Annotated in this window: 20 protein-coding genes, 1 pseudogene and 1 riboswitch; of the genes and pseudogenes, 8 read left to right on the top strand and 13 right to left on the bottom strand. The window is 63.9% G+C overall.

Annotation, left to right across the window (positions count from 1 at the left end; genetic code table 11):
* The first annotated feature begins 8 nt into the window (after window positions 1–8).
* Window positions 9–1,748 (top strand): heparinase II/III family protein, encoded by a 1,740-nt coding sequence (locus Q0025_RS00540; protein WP_297295038.1) that lies wholly within the window; start codon window positions 9–11, stop codon window positions 1,746–1,748.
* Window positions 1,749–1,859: 111 nt separating this feature from the next.
* Here Q0025_RS00540 and Q0025_RS00535 read toward each other — a convergent pair whose 3' ends face one another.
* From Q0025_RS00535 to Q0025_RS00520, 4 genes are all read right to left on the bottom strand, one after another.
* The gene (locus Q0025_RS00535; RefSeq protein ID WP_297295037.1) at window positions 1,860–2,459 is read right to left on the bottom strand and encodes a thiamine phosphate synthase; all 600 of its coding nucleotides are present in this window, start codon (window positions 2,457–2,459) and stop codon (window positions 1,860–1,862) included.
* A complete protein-coding gene (locus Q0025_RS00530) occupies window positions 2,452–3,252 on the bottom strand; it encodes a thiazole synthase (protein WP_297295036.1) in 801 nt (266 codons plus the stop codon). The genes Q0025_RS00535 and Q0025_RS00530 overlap by 8 nt, the downstream gene beginning before the upstream one ends.
* Before the next feature lie 11 nt (window positions 3,253–3,263).
* Window positions 3,264–3,461 (bottom strand): sulfur carrier protein ThiS, encoded by a 198-nt coding sequence (thiS, locus tag Q0025_RS00525; RefSeq protein ID WP_297295035.1) that lies wholly within the window; start codon window positions 3,459–3,461, stop codon window positions 3,264–3,266.
* The gene (locus Q0025_RS00520) at window positions 3,430–4,455 is read right to left on the bottom strand and encodes an FAD-dependent oxidoreductase (protein WP_297295034.1); all 1,026 of its coding nucleotides are present in this window, start codon (window positions 4,453–4,455) and stop codon (window positions 3,430–3,432) included. Before Q0025_RS00520 ends, thiS begins: the two co-directional genes overlap by 32 nt.
* A riboswitch (TPP riboswitch) is annotated at window positions 4,444–4,564 on the bottom strand. (Overlaps the previous gene by 12 nt.)
* A gap of 102 nt (window positions 4,565–4,666) precedes the next feature.
* Between Q0025_RS00520 and Q0025_RS00515 the strand changes: the two are divergent.
* Window positions 4,667–5,090, top strand: a pseudogene (locus tag Q0025_RS00515) (cupin domain-containing protein).
* Window positions 5,091–5,118: 28 nt separating this feature from the next.
* Here the strand turns inward: Q0025_RS00515 and Q0025_RS00510 are convergent.
* The 4 genes from Q0025_RS00510 to purC form a co-directional block, all read right to left on the bottom strand.
* Window positions 5,119–6,375: an aminopeptidase gene (locus Q0025_RS00510; protein WP_297295033.1), complete on the bottom strand. Its 1,257-nt coding sequence runs from the start codon at window positions 6,373–6,375 to the stop codon at window positions 5,119–5,121.
* 34 nt (window positions 6,376–6,409) lie between these two features.
* Window positions 6,410–7,096: a phosphoribosylformylglycinamidine synthase subunit PurQ gene (purQ, locus tag Q0025_RS00505; protein ID WP_297295032.1), complete on the bottom strand. Its 687-nt coding sequence runs from the start codon at window positions 7,094–7,096 to the stop codon at window positions 6,410–6,412.
* Between the two features lie 8 nt (window positions 7,097–7,104).
* Window positions 7,105–7,344, bottom strand: a complete 240-nt coding sequence (purS, locus tag Q0025_RS00500; RefSeq protein ID WP_297295031.1) for a phosphoribosylformylglycinamidine synthase subunit PurS — start codon at window positions 7,342–7,344, stop codon at window positions 7,105–7,107.
* 107 nt (window positions 7,345–7,451) lie between these two features.
* A complete protein-coding gene (gene purC / locus Q0025_RS00495; RefSeq protein ID WP_297295030.1) occupies window positions 7,452–8,249 on the bottom strand; it encodes a phosphoribosylaminoimidazolesuccinocarboxamide synthase in 798 nt (265 codons plus the stop codon).
* A 234-nt stretch (window positions 8,250–8,483) separates the two neighbouring features.
* Between purC and Q0025_RS00490 the strand changes: the two genes are divergently transcribed.
* Together Q0025_RS00490 and Q0025_RS00485 are read left to right on the top strand one after the other, a co-directional pair.
* Complete coding sequence (locus Q0025_RS00490) at window positions 8,484–8,978, top strand: DUF1476 domain-containing protein (protein WP_366939368.1); 495 nt, start codon at window positions 8,484–8,486, stop codon at window positions 8,976–8,978.
* Between the two features lie 51 nt (window positions 8,979–9,029).
* On the top strand, window positions 9,030–10,013 hold the full coding sequence (locus tag Q0025_RS00485) for a tyrosine recombinase XerC (protein ID WP_297295029.1): 984 nt from the start codon (window positions 9,030–9,032) through the stop codon (window positions 10,011–10,013).
* Here Q0025_RS00485 and Q0025_RS00480 read toward each other — a convergent pair.
* The 5 genes from Q0025_RS00480 to gap form a co-directional block, all read right to left on the bottom strand.
* Window positions 10,010–10,891 carry a tetratricopeptide repeat protein gene (locus tag Q0025_RS00480; RefSeq protein WP_297295028.1) on the bottom strand — a complete coding sequence of 294 codons (882 nt, stop codon included), beginning with the start codon at window positions 10,889–10,891 and terminating at the stop codon, window positions 10,010–10,012. The genes Q0025_RS00485 and Q0025_RS00480 overlap by 4 nt on opposite strands.
* Before the next feature lie 83 nt (window positions 10,892–10,974).
* Window positions 10,975–11,595, bottom strand: a complete 621-nt coding sequence (locus Q0025_RS00475) for a thiamine phosphate synthase (protein ID WP_297295027.1) — start codon at window positions 11,593–11,595, stop codon at window positions 10,975–10,977.
* Window positions 11,596–11,736: 141 nt separating this feature from the next.
* Window positions 11,737–12,759: a class I fructose-bisphosphate aldolase gene (locus Q0025_RS00470; protein WP_297295026.1), complete on the bottom strand. Its 1,023-nt coding sequence runs from the start codon at window positions 12,757–12,759 to the stop codon at window positions 11,737–11,739.
* A gap of 39 nt (window positions 12,760–12,798) precedes the next feature.
* The gene (locus Q0025_RS00465) at window positions 12,799–14,022 is read right to left on the bottom strand and encodes a phosphoglycerate kinase (protein WP_297295025.1); all 1,224 of its coding nucleotides are present in this window, start codon (window positions 14,020–14,022) and stop codon (window positions 12,799–12,801) included.
* Entirely contained in the window at window positions 14,019–15,026 is a 1,008-nt protein-coding gene (gene gap, locus Q0025_RS00460; protein WP_297295024.1) for a type I glyceraldehyde-3-phosphate dehydrogenase, read from the bottom strand. Before gap ends, Q0025_RS00465 begins: the two co-directional genes overlap by 4 nt.
* A gap of 624 nt (window positions 15,027–15,650) precedes the next feature.
* On the opposite strand from gap, the gene Q0025_RS00455 reads away from it, so the two are divergent.
* From Q0025_RS00455 to addA, 4 genes are read left to right on the top strand one after another with little or no spacing between them, the layout of a single operon-like run.
* Window positions 15,651–15,932: a DUF4164 family protein gene (locus Q0025_RS00455; protein ID WP_297295023.1), complete on the top strand. Its 282-nt coding sequence runs from the start codon at window positions 15,651–15,653 to the stop codon at window positions 15,930–15,932.
* Window positions 15,933–15,950: 18 nt separating this feature from the next.
* On the top strand, window positions 15,951–16,319 hold the full coding sequence (locus Q0025_RS00450) for a cell division protein ZapA (protein ID WP_297295022.1): 369 nt from the start codon (window positions 15,951–15,953) through the stop codon (window positions 16,317–16,319).
* Between the two features lie 57 nt (window positions 16,320–16,376).
* Window positions 16,377–19,499 carry a double-strand break repair protein AddB gene (gene addB / locus Q0025_RS00445; protein ID WP_297295021.1) on the top strand — a complete coding sequence of 1,041 codons (3,123 nt, stop codon included), beginning with the start codon at window positions 16,377–16,379 and terminating at the stop codon, window positions 19,497–19,499.
* On the top strand, window positions 19,496–22,924 hold the full coding sequence (addA, locus tag Q0025_RS00440; protein WP_297295020.1) for a double-strand break repair helicase AddA: 3,429 nt from the start codon (window positions 19,496–19,498) through the stop codon (window positions 22,922–22,924). The genes addB and addA overlap by 4 nt, the downstream gene beginning before the upstream one ends.
* The last annotated feature ends 18 nt before the right edge of the window (window positions 22,925–22,942 follow it).

The following is a 22,942-nucleotide window of genomic DNA, read 5'->3' as shown; positions in this document are numbered from 1 at the left end:
GCCGGCGGATGGGTGCCGAACGCGTGAGCCTGAAAGAGAAGTTTCATATCGGCCGCCGAATCGCCGGACGCGCGGGCCGTTTTGCGCGCCGTACCGTCACGGCGCCCCTGGCCGCGCTCGCTTCTTTGCGCGCCAATGTTCCGGAACGGCTGTTGATTGCGCCGCAGGATCTGCGCACGACCGATGCGACGATCGCCAGCGAAATCTATTCCGGCTATTTTGCACTCGCCGGTAAAGTCGTGAATCTGCGTGGCGTCTCGCCGTTCGATGCCGTTGCACCGTCGGCGAATTGGGCTCGGGCTCTGGCGAGCTTCGGCTGGCTACGCCATTTGCGCGCAGCCGATACCGCATTGGCGCGCGCCAATGCGCGAGCGCTGGTGAGCGATTTTCTCAACCGCAGCGAAAAGCCCGATCATTCGTCGGCATGGGAGGCGCGGGTCGCGGTGCGGCGCACGCTGTCGTTCCTCTCGCAATCGCCGATCATTCTGGAGAATGCCGACCGCGCCTTTTACCGCCGCTTCATGCGCGCGCTGATGCGGCTGCAATATTTTCTCGAGCGGCAGGTCGCAACGGGCCGTATCGAAGGCGAAGAGCGGCTTTTTGCAGCAATAAGCCTGGCTGAACTCGGTCTTTGCGCCCAGGTCAGCGCCAGCGTCCAGCGACGCAGCACGCGGTTGCTTGCTGCCGAACTTGCGCGGCAAATCCGTCCCGACGGCGGCCATATCAGCCGCGCTGCCGATACGCTGGTTCGCCTTCTGCTCGATCTTCTGCCTTTGCGGCAAGCCTATGCGGCGCGCGCCGTGCCGGCACCGCCGGAGCTCTTGAACGCGATCGATCGGATGCTGCCGATGCTACGGCTCCTGCTGCACGGCGACGGCGCGCTCGCGTTGTTCAACGGCATGGGCGTGACGCCCGTCGACGCGCTCGCCACTGTGCTCGCTTATGAGGACCCGCGCGCCAAACCCCTGATCAACGCACCCTACAGCGGCTACCAGCGCGTCGAATCCGGCGATAGCGTCTTGATCGTCGACAGCGGCGGTCCGCCGCCGCCGGAATTTTCGACGCGCGCCCATGCCGGGACATTATCGTTCGAGTTTTCGGTCGGACCGCAGCGATTGATCGTCAATTGCGGCGCACCGGACAGCGAGCTTGTCGCGGCGCGTGGCGCAGCACGCACCACCGCCGCGCATTCGACGCTCGTTTTGGACGATACGTCCTCATGCCGCTTCGCTCGCAATGAAGGATGGGAGAAATGGCTGGGCGACGAAATCATTTCCGGGCCGCGCGAGGTTCACGTCGAGCGGCAGATCCAGCCGGGAAAGACGCGGCTCGTCCTGTCCCATGACGGCTATAAGACGCGCTTCGGGTTCATTCACGAACGGCTCTTGACGATCAGCGCCGACGGCCTGCGCCTCGACGGTGAAGACCGGCTGAAATCCGTGTCGAAAAAATCGAAGACCTATCCGTTTGCGATCCGCTTCCACATCCATCCGAGCATCCAGGTTTACGGCGTCCTCGAAGGCCAAGCGGCGCTGCTCGACCTGCCGGACGGCACGCGCTGGATTTTCAGCGCGCAGGATGAGCCCATCGAAATCGAAGAGAGCATCTTCTTCGCCGTACCGGACGGCTCACGCGCCAGCCAGCAGCTCGTGATCTATCGTGCAGCGGATGAAGCGCTGTCCGTCGCTTGGAGCTTGCGGGCCTTCATGGCCAAAGAGGAAGAAGAAGCTCTCGAGGACGTGGACTAGAGCGGGATGCGAAAAAGTGTCAGCGGTTTTTCGCAATAAATCCCGCTCTAACGATGAGAATCGATCACGGGTTTATGATTTCGGATCGATCTGATCCGAAATCATCGTGATCTATGCCGGCCTTGTCGCCGCGACCCAGGCGCGCGTGCGCGCCTCCGGATCGGCGTGTCGTGTCACGTCCGTGACAACCGAGACAATATCCGCCCCCGCGGCAAAGACGCCCGGGGCCCGTTCGAGCGTAATGCCGCCGATGGCAACGAGCGGAATCGTGCCGATCTTCTGCTTCCATTCGCCGATCCGATCGAGGCCTTGCGGCGCGAAGGCCATCGCCTTCAGGATCGTCGGATAGATCGGGCCGAGCGCAATATAATCGGGCCGCAAGGCAAGCGCGCGGGCGAGCTCGGCCTCGTCGTGCGTTGAAAGGCCGATCTTGATATTTGCCCCGCGGATCATCGCAATATCGGCCGCATCGAGGTCGCCCTGCCCCAAATGCACGCAAGTGCAACTGAGATCGATCGCCTCGCGCCAATAATCGTTGACGACAAGCTGGGCGCCCGCCGCAAGACAGAGCGTCCGCGCCGTCCTGATCTCGCGCCTCACATCTTCGATCGGCCGATCCTTGACCCGCAATTGCACGCCCTTGATGCCGCATGGCAGCAACCGCGCGATCCAGTCGGCGCTGTCGACGATGGGATAAAAGCGGTCAAGCACGTTTGGGCAAATCGGAAAAGGCGCGGCCGATCTGCGGCGTTGACGGCTCGGCCATGTCGCGTGGCGGGATCGGATCGGCGCAATAGGCAAGCCGGCCGGCTTCGATCCCGAGCGCAAAGGCACGCGCCATCGCGACGGGATCGCCGGCTTTGGCCACTGCTGTATTGAGCAGGATCGCGTCGTAGCCGAGTTCCATTGCCGCCGCGGCATGGGCGGGCGTGCCGATGCCGGCGTCGATGATCAAGGGCGTCGCGGCGAAATTTTTGCGCAGCGCCTGCAGGCCGAAAACATTATTGAGCCCGCGCCCCGAGCCGATCGGTGCGCCCCAAGGCATCAGCACTTCGCACCCGGCGCCGAGGAGCCGTTCGGCGACGCGCAAATCTTCCGTCGTGTAAGGAAAGACCTTGAAGCCGTCGCGGACGAGACTCTCGGCGGCCTCAACCAGGCCGAAAACGTCCGGCTGCAGCAGATCGTCGTCGCCGATGACTTCGAGCTTGATCCAATCGGTCGCGAAGACCTCGCGCGCCATATGCGCTGTCGTCACCGCCTCCTTGACGCTGCGGCACCCGGCCGTGTTGGGCAGGACGCGCACGCCAAGTTCGCGGATCAAAGTCCAGAAACTTTCACCCGCGCGGCTTGCGCCCGCCTCACGCCGCAATGAGACCGTCACAATCTCGGCGCCGGAGGCCTTGACCGCTGCGGCAAGAACTGCGGGTGAAGGATATTGCGCCGTGCCAAGCAAAAGGCGCGAGCGAAGCATGGTGTCGTAGAGTTTGACGGGCGTGTCCTGCATCAATCGATCCCTTAGCCGCCCTGGCGCGGCACAAGAATCTCAACCGCATCGCCGGGGCTGAGTGGCGTCGACGGCCGGTCCGCGACGCGGATGAAAGTCTGGTTCACCGCGGTCGCGACGAGTTTATCCTGATAGTCGAGCTCGGCAAGCAGCGCGGCAAGCGTCGTCGCTGCAACCTCATGCGCTTTGCCGTTGACGCGGATTTGCATCCATCACCTCCGGAAACGTTTCGTCTTTCAGCGCCACGGCGACGGCGCGCCGCGCCAGCGCCGGCGCCAGCAAAAAACCGTGACGATAAAGCCCATTGATGTAGAGCATCCGGCCCTCGCGCCGGATACGCGGCAGATTGTCGGGAAACGCCGGCCGAAGATCGGCGCCGGTCTCGACAATTTCGGCCTCGCCGAAGGCCGGATGCAGCGCATAGACCGCGCTCAAAAGCTCGAGCACCGAGCGCGCCGTGACGCGCGGAGGCTCCTCATTCTCGATCGCGGTCGCGCCGACCATGAACCGTCCATCGCCGCGCGGCACCACATAGACGGGGTGACGCGGATGCAGCAATTGCACCGGCCGCTCAAACGACACTTCGGCGGTTTTCACGACCAGCATCTCGCCTTTGACGCCGCGCAGATCGGCCAGCGCATCCTTGGCGACAATGCCGCGGCAATCGATGATCCAGTCGGCGGGCTCATTGGCGTCTTCCGCCGTCGTATTGAAACGAAACCGCACCCGGTCGAATTGGCGCAGGCGCTGCGCGAGCCTGTCGATCGCTTCGCGCGGATCGAGATGTGCCTCGCCGGGAAAGAACAAGGCGCGATCAAAACGGCCACCAAGATGCGGCTCACGCATCGCAAGCTGATCGGCATCGAGCCATTCGAAGCCGGAGGTGCGCCGCGAGAAGCGCATGAGATCGGCGCGGTCGCGCGCCGGCGCGACGAGCAGACTGCCGTTGACCACCGCAAGCTTCAGCGTCTCGCTCCAGAAGGCGAGACCTTCAAGCCCCCATTCGACAACGAGCGGTGGCGCGCTCTCGGCCTCGCACCAAGGGGCGAGCATGCCGCCGGCGAAATGCGAACAGCCGAGGCCCGGGCCCGCTTGGCGCTCGACGATCTCGACCGTCTGGCCAGCCATGGCGAATTCGTACGCCGCCGTCAGCCCGGCCACGCCAGCACCAAGGATACGGATCTTTTGCGGAGATGCACTCATGACCATCCCTACGCCAGTGCAAACTGGATCAGGTTCGAAGGGTCGCCGGGCCGCTTCTTCAGCGCTGCCAGCCTCTCAGCCCCCTGCCGGGGATCCCCTAGGTACAGGCCTTAAATAGGGCTTTCCAACCGGACTGGTCAAGCCGCCCGGAAAGCGCCGTGTTATCGGCCGCCATATGCGGTAAAATGGCGAAACCGCCGAGGAGACGCCAATGCCGAAAGAAACCGCGACGCTCGAACGTCCCGTTTGCAAAGTCTTGCGCGCACAGGAGCCGTTCATCGGCAAGCAGGGCCTATCCTATGCTCCCGCGGTCTCGGCAGAGACGGTGCGGGCCTCCGCCATTCACATGCAATTGCTCACCACCGCCCGGCGGGCGCGCCAAGGCGCATAAACACGAAGCGCATGAAACCGCGATCTATATCCTGAGCGGCCGCAGCGCGATGTATTATGGCGAAAGGCTCGAACATCACGCGATCGCGGAGGCCGGCGATTTCGTCTACATCCCGGCGAATGTGCCGCACCTGCCTTACAATGTGAGCGAAACCGAGCCCTGCACGGCGGTGATCGCACGCACCGATCCGAACGAGCAGGAAAGCGTCGTGCTCATGCCGGAACTCGACGGCATCCACCGATAGGCAGCGGGATCGCGGCGCAGACTTTATCTCAAGCCCATTCGCCCTTGCGGAAGACCGGCACGCGCGAACCGTCGGGCTTGATGCCATCGATGTCGATCTTGTCCGAGCCGATCATCCAATCGATATGGATAAGGCTCTTGTTGCCGCCCTGCGCCTCGATCTCTTCGGGCGAGAGTTTGTCGCCGTTGACGAAACATTTCGCGTAGCACTGGCCGAGCGCGATATGGCAGGCGGCGTTCTCGTCGAACAAAGTGTTGAAGAACAAGAGGCCGCTCGCCGAGATGGGCGAGGAATGCGGCACCAGCGCGACTTCGCCGAGGCGGCGCGCGCCCTCGTCCGTCTCCAGCACTTTGCGCAAAACGTCCTGGCCGTGGGCCGCCGTCGCCTCGACAATGCGGCCGGCCTCGAAGCGCACCGCGATCCGGTCGATGAGCGTGCCCTGATAGGACAGCGGCTTGGTGCTGACGACACGGCCCTCGACGCGATGCGCATGCGGCGTCGTGAAGACTTCCTCGGTCGGAATGTTGGGATTGCAAATGATGCCATTCTTGGCGGCCGAGGCGCCGCCTTCCCATTCATGGCCATCGGCGAGGCCGATGGTGAGATCGGTGCCCGGCCCCGTATAATGCAAAGCGGCGAAGCGCTGGCCGTTCAGCCATTTTGTGCGCGCGTGCAGCGCCGCATTATGCGCGGCCCAGGCCGCGACCGGATCGGCGGTATCGATGCGCGAAGCGGCAAAAATGGCATCGCCCAGCTTCGCCACCGCCACATCCGGCTCGTCGTGCGGAAACACCTGATGCGCCCAGGCGCCGCCGGGATAAGCGACGATGTTCCAATTGATGTCGAAGCCGGCGATCTTTTCCAAGGCCGGCTTGTAGGCGAGCGAATTGGCCTTGTTGGCCCGCGCAACCTTAGCCGGATCTTCGCCCGAGAGCAGCATCGGATTGTCGCCGACAATGGCGAGGCGTGCAGTATTCGCGGCGAAGGCCTTGCTGACACCTTCGTAAAGCCAGCTCGGCGCGCGGTCGAAACTCGCATCCTGCGCGAAGCGGAAACGTGCCAGGGTGATGTCCTCGTCCGAAAGGATCGGCGTCACGAGGCCGGCGCCGGCCTTATAGGCATGTTCGACAATCCGCCGCACCAAAGACAGCGCCGCGACCGGCGCGGTGAGAAAAAGGTCTTGCCCCGGCTGAAGATTTAAACCGACCTTGATCGCGACTTCGGCGAGCTTGTCGAGTTTTGCCGGATCGATGGCGGCGGCGATGTTTCGCTCATGCGTTGTCATAGGCATCCGCTGGGTTCGAGAAGAGGTCGGCGACTTACGCCGCGAGCAGGCTTTCGAAGAGCGCCCGCCCGTCGGTTCCGCCGACGAGCGGGTCGATGAGATTTTCGGGATGCGGCATCAGCCCGAGCACGTTCAATCTCTCGGAATAGATACCGGCAATATCGTGCACCGAGCCGTTGGGATTGGCCGCACCGCCGACGAGGCCGACGTCATCGCAATAGCGAAAAGCGACACGTCCCTCGCCTTCGAGCCGCGCGAGCGTCTCGGCATCGGCAGTGTAATTGCCTTCGCCATGCGCAATCGCCACTTTGATCACCTGAAATTTTCGATAATGCGCGGTGAAGGCGGTGTCGGCACGCTCGACGCGCAAATGTTGCATGTGACAGGCGAAGCGCAAATTCTTGTTGCGCATGAGCACACCCGGCAAAAGGCCCGCCTCGCAAGCAATCTGGAAACCGTTGCAGATGCCGAGCACGCGGCCGCCGCGCGCGGCATGGACGCGCACGGCATCCATTATCGGCGAGCGCGCCGCAATGGCGCCGCAGCGCAAATAATCGCCATAGGAAAAGCCGCCCGGCAGGACCACGAGATCGGTGCCGACGGGCAGGTCATGCTCACCATGCCAGATGATCGCCGGCGGCCGGCCGGTGACGCTAGCCAGCGCACGGAATACATCGCCTTCGCGATTGGAGCCGGGAAAGAGGATGATCGCGGCGCGCAACGCAAACCTCAGACGAGTTCGATGCGATAATTTTCGACGATCGTGTTGGCGAGCAATTTCTCGCACGCCGTCTTGAGCAAATCCTGCGCCTTGGCGCGGTCCTGCTCGGCGAGCTCAATCTCGAAAATCTTGCCCTGGCGGACGCTTTCGACGCCCGGGACATCGAGCAATTTCAGCGCGCCCTCGATGGCCTTCCCCTGCGGATCAAGCAGGCCGTGCTTCAAAGTGACGATGATGTTGGCTTTCAAGACTTGATCCCCATGCCCCGCATTGCCCGGCAGTATAGGGGCAGGATGCAGCAAAACAAAACCCCGCCGTTTCAGCGGCGGGGTCCATTCTCAGCAAGGCGGAACCTTCACGATTGCACGAGCTTCGGCCCGCTCGCCCGCGGCTGCTCGTTGTCCTGCAAAATGCCGAGTCGGCGGGCCACTTCCGTATAGGCTTCGACGAGGCCGCCCATGTCGCGGCGGAAACGGTCCTTGTCGAGCTTGTCGTTCGACTTGATGTCCCAGAGGCGGCACGAATCGGGAGAAATTTCGTCGGCGACGACGATGCGCATCGAATCGCCTTCCCAAAGCCGTCCGCACTCCATCTTGAAATCGACGAGGCGGATGCCGACGCCAAGGAAAAGCCCGGTCAGGAAATCGTTGACGCGGATGGCAAGCGCCATGATGTCGTCGATCTCCTGCGGCGTCGCCCAGCCGAAGGCGGTGATGTGCTCTTCCGACACCATCGGGTCGTTGAGTTCATCGTTCTTATAATAGAACTCGATGATCGAACGCGGCAGTTGCGTACCTTCTTCAAGGCCGAGACGAGTCGACAGCGAGCCGGCCGCGACATTGCGCACCACGACTTCGAGCGGCACGATCTCGACCTCGCGAATCAATTGCTCGCGCATGTTGAGCCGGCGGATAAAATGCGTCGGCACGCCGATATCGTTGAGGTTCTGGAAAACGAACTCGGAAATCCGGTTGTTGAGCACGCCTTTGCCGTCGATGACCTCGTGCTTCTTGGCGTTGAAGGCGGTGGCATCGTCCTTGAAATGCTGGATAAGCGTACCCGGTTCGGGTCCCTCATAGAGGACCTTGGCCTTGCCCTCGTAAATGCGGCGGCGGCGATTCATGGGAATTAACCGTGGCTTGAGGTGATCCATGGGATGGCCCTGGCTCCTTTCAGGAATGTCCGGCCCGGCTTTTGGCGATCGAGACCGGGCAGGCTGTATGAGGCGTTGCGGCGCCGCGGGTCCGGGACGGTCCTAGCTTTTTCGGCCGTTCAACACAAGCGGATCGCGGCCTCCCGGCTCATAAAGGACCAGCCGAAGCTTTACCTTTGCTTTAGCCGTTCCTTACCAAATATCAATGCCTTGACTGTCGCCTGCCGAGCGCGCGTGTCGGAACGGGCGGACCTCCATCACCCTATATGGTTATTCCCGCCCGTCGCGGAAATAGCCGCCGGCTCGGCCGAATCTGGCAGCAAGCCCTATGGCCAGACGGCTTGTTCCGGGCTAGGTTCCGCGCCTTTCTGCAAGACTTCCGGTGAGGCGGCGATGACCACGTTCGATGAGCGCGAAAAGGGATATGAAGCTCAGCTTGCGCATGATGAAGACCTAAGATTCAAGGCTTATGTACGCCGCAACCGCCTGCTTGGCCTTTGGGCCGCCGAAAAGCTTGGCAAGTCCGGGCAAGCCGCGGAAGATTACGCCAACGCCCTGATCCAGGCGCATCTTGAACAGAATGGCGATGAGACCGTCTTCGCCAAGCTGCGGGCCGACTTCAGCGCCGCCGGCCTGCCGGATTCAGACCACCAGATCCACCGGGAAATGGCCGAATTGCTGGCCAAGGCAACAAAGGACGTCGTTGCCGGCACGAGCCAAGCGCACTAAGAGCCAAATTCACTAACCTTTATTTCAGGCGGGCGGCGATAAGGTGCGGCAATGGTCCGCGCCACGCCCGATCCTGCCCCTGCCCTCGCCTTCGGCGGCGCCGACGCGGAACTTGCCGCGACGGCCGGCGAGTGGCTCGATGAACTCGCCGGCGAGCGCCGCGTCTCGGCCCATACGCTCGCGGCCTATCGGCGCGACCTCATCCAATTTTTCGCTTTTCTGCGCGACCATTTCGGCGCTCCGCCGAAGCTCGCCGCCCTAAGCGACATCGCCCCCGCCGATCTGCGCAGCTTTCTCGCGAGCCGCCGCGCCAGCGGCGTTGGCAGCCGGTCGCTCTTGCGCCAGCTTTCCGGTCTGCGCTCCTTCGCCCGTCATCTGGAGCGCAAGGGACTGGGCCATGTGGCGGCTTTTTCGGCGCTCCGTAGTCCGAAGGCGCCGCGCCGCCTGCCGAAGGCTTTGCCTGCGGGCGCGGCACGGGCGCTCGTCGATGCCGATTCGCGCGCCGGCGATTCGCGGCCGAACTGGATTCTGGCGCGGGATGCGGCGGTCCTTGGCCTGCTTTATGGGGCCGGCCTGCGTATCTCCGAGGCGCTGTCGATCAAACGCCGCGACGCGCCGGTGGGCCGCATCGATGTCGTGACCGTCATCGGCAAGGGTGGCAAGACCCGCAGCGTGCCGGTGATTGCGCCGGTGCAGCGGGCCATTGCCACCTATCTCGACCTCTGTCCTTTTCCCGCGGCGGCGGACGGCCCATTGTTCATCGGCGCCAAGGGCGGCCCGCTGTCGCCGCGGGTCATCCAACTCGCGGTCGAGCAATTGCGCGGCGCGCTCGGCTTGCCGGAGACGGCAACACCGCATGCCCTGCGTCATTCCTTCGCGACCCATCTCCTCGGCAAGGGCGGCGATCTGCGCACCATCCAGGAGTTGCTCGGCCATGCGTCGCTCTCGACGACACAAATCTATACGGCGATCGATTCGACGCGGCTGCTCGAAGCCTATCGCGGCGCGCACCCGCGCGCGCTAACGCAACGTTAGCGGCCAAGCGCCCGTCGGACTTCGGCCTCGACCTCAATCTTCTGCTTCAGCGTCAGTGCATTATAGATGCTGTCGAGCCAGGCATCCTTTTCGCCGGCAAGGCTCGCCAGCAAATGCCATTTCATCGCTTCGATGACATCCTTGCGTACGCCGCGCCCGATGGCGAGCAGCCGCGCCGCGCGATCCTCCGCGACCACGTTCTGCTCCTGCGCGGCCTTCAAAAAGAGCCGGGCGGCGGCGGCCTCGTCCTTTCCGACCCCGACGCCGTTGAAGAGCATGATGGCATATTCGACTTCGGCGGAGACTTGATCCCCGTCTGAGGCGCGCTTCATCCATTCCGCGGCCATCGCATCGTCCTGCGGCACGCCCTTGCCCTCGCGATAAAACAGGGCGAGCGCATAGGCGGCATCGGGATAGCCGAGGTTTGCGGCGCGCCGGAAATAATCCGCCGCCTGCGAATAATCCGGCACGATGCCGTTGTTTTCGACCGCGAGCACGCCGAGATTGTAGAGCGCCCCCGGATGGTTCATCGCCGCTGCTTTGGTAAAGAGCGCAGCGGCGCCGGCGCGGTCCTGCGGCAGGCCTTTGCCGGTGAGCTTGGCGAGGCCGTAAAGGAACGTGCCTTCCATGTCGCCCTGCTTTGCCGCCTCGCCATACCAATGCGCCGCCTGTTTCGGATCTTGCGCAACGCCAAGGCCTTGATCGTAAAGCTGGCCGATGAGGGTCATCGCGACGCCGTCTTTGGGATTGGCGGCGAGCCGCTTTTTCGCTTCGGCCAGAGCCGTCAGATAATGGCCGCGCTGAAATGCGCCATAAGCAAGGTCCGGTGTATTGGCTTGATCCGCCGTTTTCGCTGGTTTGGGCTCGCTGGGCGCCACGGCGGGCGCTTCGGCAAGCTCTGCCGCGCGAACGGGCGCAGCTAGCCAAAACAACATGCAGATCAGTAAAGGGGTGGACGCTCTCATGCGCCGATGCGTCCCGGCGCCAACAGCCGGTCGGCCTCCGCCACGGCCGCAGCCGCCCCGCGCGGATCGTCCCAAACCGCGGTTTCCAGCGCGACGAAATCGGCGCCGGCCGCGACCAATGCCGCAACCTCCGCCAGCTGATGCGCATAGGCGACGCAGGCAAGGTTGAAAATCTCCGCCCACCACGCGACCCGCTCGCGAATCTCCAGGAAGCTCTGTTTCGCCTCGGGCCCGCCGAACATCAGATAATCGACGCCGGTCTCGCCGGCGCGCATGGCGTCATCGCGGGTGACGATACCGCCGACGCCAACAATATGCTTGGGCTTCATGGCTTTGAGTGTGGCGTCAAGCGCCTCGCCGGGGCCATCGATGTGCACACCATCGGCTTCGGCCCGCGCCGCCAGTTGCGGGTCGCCAACGAGGCAAGCGATGCCGCGCTGCTGCGCCAACGGAACCAGTGCTTTGGCGATCGCCTTAGCGTCTGCTTTGGCATCGAACCGCAACAGGACGCAGGCGACATCGCCCGCCGCAAGGGCCGCGGCAAAGGGCGCAACGAAGCTTTTCGCCTCAGCGAGCGGCGGCGTGATCAGATAGAGGCGCGGATCGTCCTCGGACATCGTGGCGAGTCTTGCTCAAAAACCAGCACCGCCGCGCGGGCGGACCAGGAGAACTCCTCGCCAAGAATTAGGGCGAAAGCGCGATGGCCCTCGATCGCATGGGATTTGACCGAAAACCGCGGCGCATCGCCGGATCGACGCTCAGGCCGCAGCCTTCTCCAAGGTTTCCGACCATTGGCCAAGCGCCGCAAGGCTGTTCATCTGCGCCCGATGCGCGAAGGCCGCCTGCGCCGCCGCAACATTCGCCGCCTTGCCGGACCAGGCCTTCTGCGGCGCCGCCTGCAGGGCGCGGCCATAGGAGAAGGTGACGGCCCAAGGGGGCGCGGCGCGGGCGATGGCATCGAGATTGGCGGTGGCGTCGAAATCCGACTGGCCGCCCGACAGGAAGGCGATGCCGGGCACCGCCACCGGAACGGCGTTCTTGAACAGCCGCACCGTTGCCGCCGCGACCTCCGCCGGGCTCGCAGGCCGGCCGGACTTCATCCCCGGAACGACCATGTTCGGCTTCAGGACGATGCCTTCGAGAAAGACGCGCAAGTCGTAAAGCGCGGCGAAGACGGTGCGCAGCACGGCTTCGCTGACTTCGTAGCAACGATCGAGCGAATGATTGCCGTCCATCAGCACTTCTGGCTCGACGATGGGGACGATATTCGCCTCCTGGCAGAGCGCGGCATAGCGCGCCAAAGCCTCGGCATTAGCGAGGATCGCGCCACGGCTAGGAATGCCCTCGGCGATATCGATGACGGCGCGCCATTTGGCGAAGCGGGCCCCCAACCCATAATAGTCTTTCAGGCGTCCGGCGAGGCCATCGAGACCTTCGGTGATCGTCTCGCCCGGAAAGCCCGGCAGCGGCTTGGCACCGAGATCGACCTTGATGCCGGGGATCGAGCCGGCCTTTTCGATCAACGTGACGAGCGGCGTGCCATCGACGGCCTTTTGCCGGATCGTCTCGTCGTAAAGAATGACGCCCGAAATATATCTCTGCATCGCATTGGTCGCGCGGAACAGCAATTCGCGATAATCGCGGCGCGACTCTGCGGTCGATTCGACGCCGATGGCGGTGAATCGCTTGGCAATTGTCGAAGAACTCTCATCCGCCGCCAGAATGCCCCGGCCGGGGGCGACCAAAGCCTGTGCCGTCTCGGCGAGTTGATGCTGGTTCACCGCTCTTTCCTATCGGTTCGTGACAAATTGGTTCGCAGCTTACTGCCGCCGCACGCGCAAGCGAAGCGCCTCGACGCCCGGCAGCCGTTTGCCTTCGAGCCATTCGAGGAAGGCGCCGCCTGCCGTCGAGATATAGGTAAATTCCTTCGCCGCATCGGCTTTGTTCAAGGCCGCGATGGTGTCGCCGCCGCCGGCAATGCTCTCGAGCTGGCCGGATTTCGTCAGCCGCGCCGCTGCCGCCGCAATCTCCATCGTGCCGGCATCGAAGGGCGGAATCTCGAAAGCGCCGAATGGCCCGTTCCAGACGAGCGTGCGGGTCTTTTCCAGAAGCGCCTCGACCCGCGCGACCGATTTCGGCCCGATGTCGAGGATCATGTCGTCCTCGCCGACTGCATCGACCGAGACGACGCGCGACGGCGCACCCGCGGCAAACTTCTGCGCAACGACGACGTCGTCCGGCAGGACGACCTCGCAATTTTCCGCCGCCGCATCGGCCACGATCTGGCGCGCGACATTGGCAAGTTCCATTTCGCAGAGCGACTTGCCGATCTTCTTGCCTTGCGCGGCGAGGAACGTATTGGCCATGCCGCCGCCGATAACGAGAATATCGACCCGGCGCATAAGATTGCCGAGCAATTCGAGCTTGGTGGAGACTTTGGCGCCGCCGACAATGGCCATCACCGGGCGTACCGGATGCGAGAGCAGATTGGTCAGAATCTCAAGCTCGACCTGCATCGAACGCCCGGCGAAAGACGGCAGCCGGTGCGCCAGCCCTTCCGTCGAGGCATGCGCGCGGTGCGCGCAGGAGAAGGCATCGTTCACATAAACATCGCCGAGCGAGGCGAGCGCATCGATGAAGGCTTCGCTGTTCTTTTCCTCGCCGGTGTGAAAGCGGGTGTTTTCGAGCAGAAGATAATCGCCCTCCTGCATGGCGGCGACGGCTTTCTCCGCTTCCTCGCCGATGCAGTCGGAGGCGAAGGCAACGTGTTTGCCAAGCCGCGCTTCGAGTTCAGCGACGACCGGGCGGAGCGAATATTTCTCCTCGCAGCCCTTCGGGCGGCCGAGGTGAGAGAGGATGATGACCTTTGCGCCTTTCGCCGCGATTTCCTGCAGATTGGGCAGGATACGGTCGATGCGGGTCGCGTCCGACACTTTGCCGGCATCCATCGGGACATTGAGATCGACGCGGATCAGAACCCTTTTCCCCGCCAGTTCGGCGTCGTCCAGAATCGGAAAAGGTGCAAGCGGTGCCGTCCGTGTCATCCCAATTTCCCCATCGCCACTGCCGTATCCGCCATCCGATTGGAGAAGCCCCATTCGTTATCATACCAGGCGACGACGCGCACCAGCGTGCCGTCGATGACCCGGGTCTGATCGACATGGAAGATTGACGAATGCGGATCATGATTGAAATCGACCGAGACATTCGGGCTTTCCGTATAGCTCAGAATGCCCTTCAGCTGTTGCTCGGCGGCGCGCTTGATCGCGTCCTTGATTTCATCGGAATTGGTCGCACGCTTGGCGACGAATTTGAAATCGATCATCGAGACGTTCGGCGTCGGCACCCGGATCGAGGAGCCATCAAGCTTGCCCTTGAGTTCGGGCAGGACGAGACCGACCGCGCGCGCAGCGCCCGTCGTCGTCGGGATCAGCGACAGCGCCGCAGCCCTGGCGCGGTAAAGGTCCTTGTGCAGCGTATCGAGCGTCGGCTGGTCGCCGGTATAGGAATGGATGGTCGTCATGAAGCCATGCTCGATGCCGATCGCATCGTTGAGCACTTTGGCGACGGGCGCCAGGCAATTGGTGGTGCAGGAGGCGTTGGAGACGACGTGATGCTCAGGGGCAAGCTTATCGTGATTGACGCCATAGACCACCGTCAAATCCGCTTCGTCGGCCGGCGCCGACACGAGAACACGCTTCGCTCCGGCCTTCAAATGGGCCGAGGCTTTGGCCTTCGACGTGAAGACGCCGGAACATTCGAGCACGATCTCGACGTCAAGCGCCGCATGCGGCAGTTCGGCCGGATCGCGCAAGGCCGTCACCTTGATCGGGCCTCGGCCGACGTCGATCGTATCGCCGTCGACCTTCACCTCGCCGGGAAAGCGGCCGTGAACCGAATCGAAACGCAAGAGATGCGCATTGGTTTCGACCGGCCCCAAATCATTGATGGCGACGACGTTAATGTCCCGACGACCGGATTCGACAATGGCGCGCAAGACATTGCGGCCGATGCGTCCGAAGCCGTTGATTGCAACATTCACCGCCATAAACGTCTGCTCCTCATCGCTAGCTAAAGCTCAGGTTCAGCTGGCGCTCCCTGTTAGGCAGATCAGCGCCCGTTTGAAAGTCAATTTGTCCACCGATCGGCTGGGTTTTTGTGATGCGGCCGGCTGCCGCGGCGCTGAAAACCCCGCCGCAAATAAGATATGCTCGCTTTTCCAGAAAGTTAGATTTTGGCCGGTGATTCGAAGCCTGCATCGCCGTCACTCTCGAAGCCCCGTCTCGGCGAGACCCTCCCCCTCATTGGCACGCCCCGGCGACGGCCAGCTTGCTCTTTGCCAAAGCCGCAGAACATTTTTTGGCCCATGCCGTTCCCATCCGACCGGCGCAAACGCTTATCGGCAATCGGCGCCTGGGTGAAGGGCGAAATTGGCCGCTGCCGTGGTTTAAAGCCATGATTTCGAGTCGAAAATTGCGCAAAAGAGCCCCGCCGCAAGTCTAGACAGAACGATATTGCACCGCACGCAAACTGATCTTGCCGCTGCCGCGGTCTGCCGCCACGGTTAAGTATCAATCGGCGCACATGAATTGGCTGTGAATAGATATTCGGCATAGCGTTGACGGGGCGCGCGAAGCAGCGCCTAATCGCCGCCAGTCGGGCTGCGACTTCCATGACAATTACGAATCGATTGAATAGTGCGCTGAAGCGTCTCGCGGTTGCATTGGATCAACTTGAGGCGGCCGCCGAGCGGCGTTCGAAAATGGCCGAGCAGCGCAGCGATATCGAAGAAGAATTCGCCGTGCTGCAGGATGATCGGGCGCGGCTTGCCGTCGAACTTGACGGTGCGGTCGCACGCTCGCAATCTCTGGAGCTGGCCAATAACGAAGTGGCGCGCCGGCTGGCCAAGGCGCGCGAAGCAATCGAAGAGATGATGTCGCATGTCGTGATGTAGCGTCTGAGGGGGTGCGCCATGGCGCAGGTAACCGTAACCATCGCCAAGCACGTCTATCGCGTTGCTTGCGGTGAGGGCGAAGAAGCCCATTTGCAAGGTCTCGCGCGGCAAGTCGACCAGCGGATCGAAAAGCTCAAAAGAGACTTCGGCGAAATCGGCGATCAGCGGCTGACCATCATGGCCGCCATCACCATTGCCGACGAACTCGTCGAGGCAAAGCGGCGGATCGCCGAACTCGATGTCGAGATCCTCAATCTCAACGCCAAAGAAACCGATCGCGCCAGCCAACGCGATGAATGGGCCGAGAAGCTGGCCGACACGATCGGCGAGACGGCGGCGCGGATCGAGCGCGTGACGCAGAATCTCAACGGGCTCGGTCGCAGCTAGGCGCTTTTTCGGGCAGAATGAACGATGCACGCTGCGAGTCGCGGCGGCGGATGACATATGCCCATAAGACACGTCTTCACCATCGCGCCCGGGGCGCCTTTCCTCGAATGTTTCGTCGCGGCGCTGCTCGACGGCCGGATTGTCGCAGGCTTTTCGCGCGCCTTGAGCCCGCTCGCGATGGCCGATGCGACGATCTATGTGCCGACCCAGCGCGCGGCGCGGGCACTTGCCGAGGAGTTCGCCCGCGCGCTCGGTCGCCCGGCGACACTTCTGCCCCGCATTCTGCCGCTCGGCGGCCTTGAGGCGACCGAGACTGACCTTATGTTTTCGGCCTCCGGTTTCGAAGCGCCGCGCGCCGCTTTGCCCCAGGCGGCAGGCGACCTCTGGCGGCGGATGCAACTCGCCCGGCTGGTGCATATCTGGGCGAAAGCGCTGCGAGGCGCCATCGTCAGCATTGACGGCAATGGAAAGGTCAAGACCGATGATCGCGAGCCCTGCCTTGTCGGCTCGGCGGCGCCGGATGCCTGGCACATGGCCGGTGAATTGGCTGGCCTGATCGATGAATTGACCATCGAGGATGTCGCCTGGGAGAAGCTCGATCCGCTTGTGCTGCCGGACTTCGATCTCTACTGGCGCATCACGCTCGATTTCCTCAATATTGCGATCAAGCAATGGCCACTCGTCCTGGCGGATCACAATCTGGTCGATGCGGCGCGCCGGCACGTGCTGCTCGTCGAAGCCCAGATTGCCGAGATCGCCGCAGGCCGCACCAAGGGCCCGCTGATTGCGATCGGCTCGACCGGCACCAATCGCGCGACCGCACGGCTGCTTGCGGCGCTGGCCGCGGCGCCGCAAGGCGCGGTGGTTTTACCCGGCCTCGACCAAGACCTCGACGAAGCGGCCTGGCGGCAAATCGGCACCGCCGATGCGAGCACCACTGGTTTCGGCCATCCGCAGGCAGCGCTGCGCCGGCTGCTGCCGATCCTCGGCGTCACGCGCGCCGAGGTGAACGAACTTGGCGAACCAGGGCCAAGCTGCGCCGCCCGCGTGCGCCTCGTCTCCGAGGCGCTGCGTCCCGCCGACACGACAGAAGAATGGGCAAGCTTCCGCGATATGCCAACCTTCGCGCAAATCGACGCCGCTCTCGCGCGCGTAAGCCTCATCGATGCGGCGGATGAGCGCGAAGAGGCGCTCGCACTGGCGATTGTCTTGCGGGAGGTTCTGGAAACTCCCGACGCAACTGCGGCGCTGGTAACACCCGACCGCGACCTCGCCCGCCGCGTCGGTGCGGAACTGACCCGCTTCGGCATCGAGATCGACGATTCCGCCGGCGAGCCCTTAAGCGCCAGCGCCTATGGTACTCTGGCGCTGCGGATCATCGAGGCCGCGACGACGGGCGGTGAGGCCGAACTTGTCGCTTTGATCACCCATCCAATGACACGGCTCGGTCTCCCCCGCGCCGAAATTCTGCGGCGCGCGCCATTGCTCGAAATCGGCGCACTGCGGCAGGAGCGGCGTTTCTCGACCTACCCGACCCGCGCCGCGGCGATTGCCGCCTATCGGCAAGCCGCTTGCGGCCCCTTCGCCCACCCGGCGCAACGCGCGCTCGACGATAAGGATTGGGAAGAGATCGCTGATCTGCTTGAGCGGATCGAAGCGGCACTCGCGCCGCTGCGCGCCGTCGGCGGCCAGCAGGATCTGCGGCCCTGGATCGACGCGCATCGCGCCGCCCTCGCGGATGTGACGCGCGGCGAAGATGCAGCCTTCGGCGACGATGCCGCGGCGCTCGAAGGCCTATTCGACGCGCTTTTGCACGCCGCGCAACCGGACCTGCGCTTCGATGCCGAGGCCTATGGCATTTTTCTCGCGCAGGTGATGGGCGAGCACGTCCTGCGACGGGCGCGCCGCACGCATCCTCGGCTGAAGATTTTTGGCCTGCTCGAGGCGCGGCTTATGCCGGCGGACGTGATGCTGCTCGGCGGCCTCGACGAGACGATCTGGCCGCCGCAAGTCCAAAGCGATGCCTTTCTCAACCGGCCCATGCGCCAGGCTTTGGGCTTGACGCCGCCGGAGCGGCGGATCGGCCAGACGGCGCATGATTTCATCATGGCGATGGGGCATGAACGCGTGATCCTGAGCCGCGCCAAAAAGCGCGACGGCACGCCGATGGTCGAATCGCGCTTCGTCCAGCGGCTCTCGGCGCTCGCGGGCGACCACTTCAAAGCCTGCCGCGAGCGCGGCGGGCGTTATCTCGATCTCGCTCACGCGCTCGATCGTCCGAAGGCGGAGACCCCGCCGATCGGCCGCCCGGCGCCGAAACCGCCGCTCGACCTGCGGCCACGCCGTTTGAGCGTCACGCGGATCGAAACGCTCCGCCGCGATCCTTATGCGATCTACGCCGAATATTGCCTGAACCTGCGCGAATTGCCGGAGCCCGCAGAGATCGGCGACCGGCGCAATATCGGCACGCTTCTGCACCGGACGCTGGAGCAATTCGGTAGGCTTTGCGCCGAAGGCGCTCTGCCCGATGGAGCCGCGGTCATCTTTGCAGCGCTTCTTGCCGAGGCCTTCAAAGACGAGCGCGACGACCCGGATTTTGCGGCCTTCGCCTGGCCGCGTCTCCAGGCGGCGGCCGCCTTCTATCTCGACTTCGAAAAGCGTCGCCGGTCGAACCTTCTAAAGCTCGTCGTCGAGCAAAAGGGCGAATGGGACATTCCGCTGGCTGACGGCACGCTCTTTACGCTCGCCGCCACGGCCGATCGGATCGAACACCATGCCGACGGGCGCGTGAGCCTGATCGATTACAAGACCGGCACGCCGCCGGGCATGGACGAAGTACGCGCCGGGTTCGCGCCGCAATTGACGCTGGAAGCGGCCATGGCAAACCGCGGCGCCTTCGGGCTCGCGCCCGGCACGCAAGTGGCCGAAGCGATCTATGTGAAGCTCTTCGCCAAAGGCGGCGGGCGCGAACGCCCGCTTCTCTTCACGCGGCCGGATGCGCCGCTTGCCGACATATCCGAAAAACATTTCGCCGAACTCGCCGCGCTGCTCAATCAATTCCGCGATCCGACGGTCGGCTATCCGGCGCGGCCCTATCCGAAATTCGCGGCGCGCTACAACGCCTATGATCATCTGGCGCGCGTTAGAGAATGGGCCGCAGGCCGCGAGGACGGCGCATGAGGCCGATTCCGCGCCACGTCATCGATCAGCAGCGCGTGGCCTCCGATCCTGCGGCTTCCGTCTGGGTCTCGGCCAACGCCGGCTCGGGCAAGACGCATGTGCTGGCGCAGCGTGTCCTGCGGCTTCTGCTCGACGGCGTGCCGCCGGCAAAAATCCTCTGCCTGACCTTTACCAAGGCGGCGGCGGCGAATATGGCCGAGCGCGTCTTCAAGGCGCTGTCCGATTGGACGGCGCTCGACGACGCAGGCCTTGCCAAGGCGCTCACCGCGATCGGCGCGCCGAAGGTCGATGCCGCGACGCTGATCTTCGCGCGCCGCCTCTTCGCCCGCACCGTCGAGACGCCGGGCGGCCTGAAGATCCACACGATCCACGGCTTTTGCGAGCGGCTTCTGCATCTCTTCCCGTTCGAGGCCAATGTGCCGGGGCGTTTCGAGGTGCTCGACGATCTCGGCGAAGCCGAGCTTCTCACGCTCGCGCGGCGCGAAGCTCTGGCCGGCGCGCAAAAAGATAAGGGCGCGCTCGGCGCCGCGCTGAAAACCCTCGCGGCGGAAACCTCGGAGGACGAATTCACCGGGCTTCTGAAAAGCGCCTTGAGGCATCGCGAACATCTGCGGCACGATTACGTCGAGCACGCCGGCCGCGATCTCAGCACCGCCCTCGGCGTCCCGGACGGCGCGAATGTCGCCACGCTCGACGCCGCGATGATCGACGGCGGCATCGCCCCGGCGCGCTGGCGCGAATTCGCAGATTTTCTCAATGCAGGTCTTGTGAGCGATCGCGAAAAGGCCGACTTCTTTCTCACCGCAATCGAAGCGCATCAGCGCGGCGACCATAGGGGCTGCCTCGACGCCTATTTCGAGATTTTCTTCACGCTCAAGGGCGAGAGGCGCAAATCTCTCGTCACCAAGGCGCCGGCCGCCAGACGTCCTGATCTCGTCGACGCTCTGGCGCAAGAACAAGACCGCCTCGAGCGTCTGCGCGTCCTGCGCAAAGCCGCCGAATGCCTCGAAAAATCGCTGGCGCTCGGGACGCTCGTCGCGTCGGTTTTCGCCCGTTACGAAGCCTTGAAGGCAATGCGCGGCAAACTCGATTTCGACGATCTCATCGACCGCACGCTGGCGCTTTTCGAGCGTTCCGATGCGCGTTGGGTGCTGTATAAACTCGATTCCGGCATCGATCATATCCTCGTCGACGAGGCGCAGGATACGAGCCCGGCGCAATGGCGCATACTCGAACACTTGGCGAGCGAGTTCTTCGCCGGCGCCGGCAGCCGCGGCCAGATGCGAACCTTCTTCGCGGTCGGCGACGAGAAGCAATCGATCTTCTCGTTTCAAGGCGCAGCGCCCGACATGTTCCATGCGATGCGCGCCCGCTTCGCAAAAAAATTCGCGGAAGCGCAAAAGAGCTTCGCGCATGTGCAGCTCAAGACCTCGTTCCGTTCGGTACCGGCCGTTCTCGACGCCGTCGACCGGGTCTTCGACTTTCAGGCGCATCAACGCGGCCTCGTCTCTGACGATCCATGGATGGGGCACGAATCGCTCAAGCAAACCCTCCCCGGCCTCATCGAAATCTGGCAGCCGGTGACCGCGCCGGAGCGTCCGGAGCCGGAGGATTGGAAACTGCCGCTCGATCTTCTCGACGAGAACGATCCCGCCAATATTCTCGCCCAGCGCATCGCCAGAAAGATTGCCGCGCTCGTCGCGCCGGGTTCGGGCGAACGTGTCTATGATTCGAAAACAGAGCGTTTCCGCGCCGTCACGGCCGGTGACATTCTGATCCTGGTGCGCACGCGCAACGCTTTGTTCGATGCGATCATCCGCGCTCTAAAACAAGCGCGCGTGCCGGTGGCCGGCGCCGACCGACTCGATCTTCTCGCCCATATCGCCGTGATGGACCTGATCGCCGCCGGCCGCGTAGCCCTGCTGCCGCAAGACGATCTGAGCTTGGCCACCGTGCTGAAATCGCCGCTCGTCGGCTTCGACGACGATGATCTGCTGCGGCTTGCGCCGCACCGGAAAGCGTCGCTTTTTGCCGCGCTCGGCCAATCGGCCGGGGCAAGAGACAAAGCCGCTTATCAAACGATCGTGCGCTGGCGGGCGCGCGCCACCGGCGCCGCGTTCGACTTCTACGCACGGCTCCTCGCCGAAGACGGTGGCCGGCGCGCGATGGAGGCACGGCTCGGCCTCGAAGCCTGCGACGCGATGGACGAGTTCCTGCGCTTGGCTTTGCGCGCCGAAAAGGATGGCACGCGCTCGCTGCCCAGCTTTCTGGCCGAGATCGAAAGCCTCGACCTATCGATCAAGCGCGACATGGAATCTGCCGCCGATGCGGTGCGGGTAATGACCGTGCATGGCGCCAAAGGGCTCGAGGCGAAGATCGTCTTTTTGCCCGATACCTGCAGCGCGCCGCGCCCGCAGCAGGACGCCAAGATTCATCTGCTCGATGGCGCGGAGAACCGCAAAATTCTCGCTTGGTCGCCCCGCAAGGACGACGATCCCGAAGCCGTCGCCCGGGCGCGGCAAGCGGCGCGCGACGAGGCCGAAAACGAATATCGCCGCCTCCTTTACGTGGCCATGACCCGCGCCGAAGAACGGCTCTATATCAGCGGCTTCTACCGCAAGACCGAGCCCAGCGCGCTGTGCTGGGGGGCGATGATCGAGGCAACCCGCAGCGATGCATTCGTCGCGGTGCCTGCGTTCTGGGATGGGAACGAGACGATCTGGCGCTATCAGACGCCGGGCGAAATTGCGCAGCCCGCAGCCGGTGCCGACGCCGCCGCGCGCGCCGAGATCGCTGTCCCCGCTTGGCTTCGGACCCAGGCACCGGCGGAGGCATCGCCCGTGCCGCCCTTGCGGCCGTCCAACACGCTCGCCGCGGGCGAGCCGGACATCCCGCTACCTGGCAGCGCACGCCACGCGGCGCTGGAACGCGGCCGGCTGATCCACAGCTTGCTGCAATATCTGCCGGAGGTCGAACAAATCCGGCGTCGCGCCGCGGCGGAAACCTTCCTGGGCGCACAAGCGTCGGGCTTGGAGCGCAGCGCGCGCCATGCGCTGATCGAGCAGGTGCTTGGCGTGCTCGAACGGCCGGACCTGGCCGAGCTTTTCGGGCCTCGTGCCCGCGCCGAGGTCGCTCTGGCCGGCACCGTCACCCTGCCGCGCGGAAAGACCCGCGACGTGCTCGGGCGGCTCGACCGCATTGCCGAATCGGAGACCGAAGTGCTCGTCGCCGACTTCAAAACCGGCGCGCCGCCCGCCGAATCAGTGCCGCAAACCTATCTGCGCCAGATGGCGCTCTACCGCGCCGTGCTGGCGCCGCTCTGGCCGGGCAAGGCCCTCAGAATGCTGCTGATTTGGACGCAAGGGCCGAACGTGGCGGAGCTGGCCGCCGCGCAACTCGATGCCGCTTTGGCCGAGCTCGGCTGAAGCCGGCGTCATTACAGG

This window comes from uncultured Methylovirgula sp. (genome assembly GCF_947646745.1).
In the GTDB taxonomy this organism is placed as follows: Bacteria; Pseudomonadota; Alphaproteobacteria; order Rhizobiales; family Beijerinckiaceae; genus Methylovirgula.
The sequence above is the reverse complement of the archived record's forward strand: the minus strand, read 5'-3'. Positions and strand labels throughout refer to the sequence as shown.

Bases quoted from the DNA above. Each gene is read 5' to 3' on its own strand.
- Q0025_RS00540 (WP_297295038.1), top strand. From the start codon at position 9: ATGGGTGCCGAACGCGTGAGCCTGAAAGAGAAGTTTCATATCGGCCGC.
- Q0025_RS00530 (WP_297295036.1), bottom strand. From the start codon at position 3,252: ATGCAGGACACGCCCGTCAAACTCTACGACACCATGCTTCGCTCGCGC.
- thiS (WP_297295035.1), bottom strand. From the start codon at position 3,461: ATGCAAATCCGCGTCAACGGCAAAGCGCATGAGGTTGCAGCGACGACG.
- Q0025_RS00520 (WP_297295034.1), bottom strand. From the start codon at position 4,455: ATGAGTGCATCTCCGCAAAAGATCCGTATCCTTGGTGCTGGCGTGGCC.
- Q0025_RS00510 (WP_297295033.1), bottom strand. From the start codon at position 6,375: ATGACAACGCATGAGCGAAACATCGCCGCCGCCATCGATCCGGCAAAA.
- purC (WP_297295030.1), bottom strand. From the start codon at position 8,249: ATGGATCACCTCAAGCCACGGTTAATTCCCATGAATCGCCGCCGCCGC.
- Q0025_RS00485 (WP_297295029.1), top strand. From the start codon at position 9,030: ATGGTCCGCGCCACGCCCGATCCTGCCCCTGCCCTCGCCTTCGGCGGC.
- Q0025_RS00475 (WP_297295027.1), bottom strand. From the start codon at position 11,595: ATGTCCGAGGACGATCCGCGCCTCTATCTGATCACGCCGCCGCTCGCT.
- Q0025_RS00465 (WP_297295025.1), bottom strand. From the start codon at position 14,022: ATGACACGGACGGCACCGCTTGCACCTTTTCCGATTCTGGACGACGCC.
- gap (WP_297295024.1), bottom strand. From the start codon at position 15,026: ATGGCGGTGAATGTTGCAATCAACGGCTTCGGACGCATCGGCCGCAAT.
- Q0025_RS00455 (WP_297295023.1), top strand. From the start codon at position 15,651: ATGACAATTACGAATCGATTGAATAGTGCGCTGAAGCGTCTCGCGGTT.
- Q0025_RS00450 (WP_297295022.1), top strand. From the start codon at position 15,951: ATGGCGCAGGTAACCGTAACCATCGCCAAGCACGTCTATCGCGTTGCT.
- addB (WP_297295021.1), top strand. From the start codon at position 16,377: ATGCCCATAAGACACGTCTTCACCATCGCGCCCGGGGCGCCTTTCCTC.
- addA (WP_297295020.1), top strand. From the start codon at position 19,496: ATGAGGCCGATTCCGCGCCACGTCATCGATCAGCAGCGCGTGGCCTCC.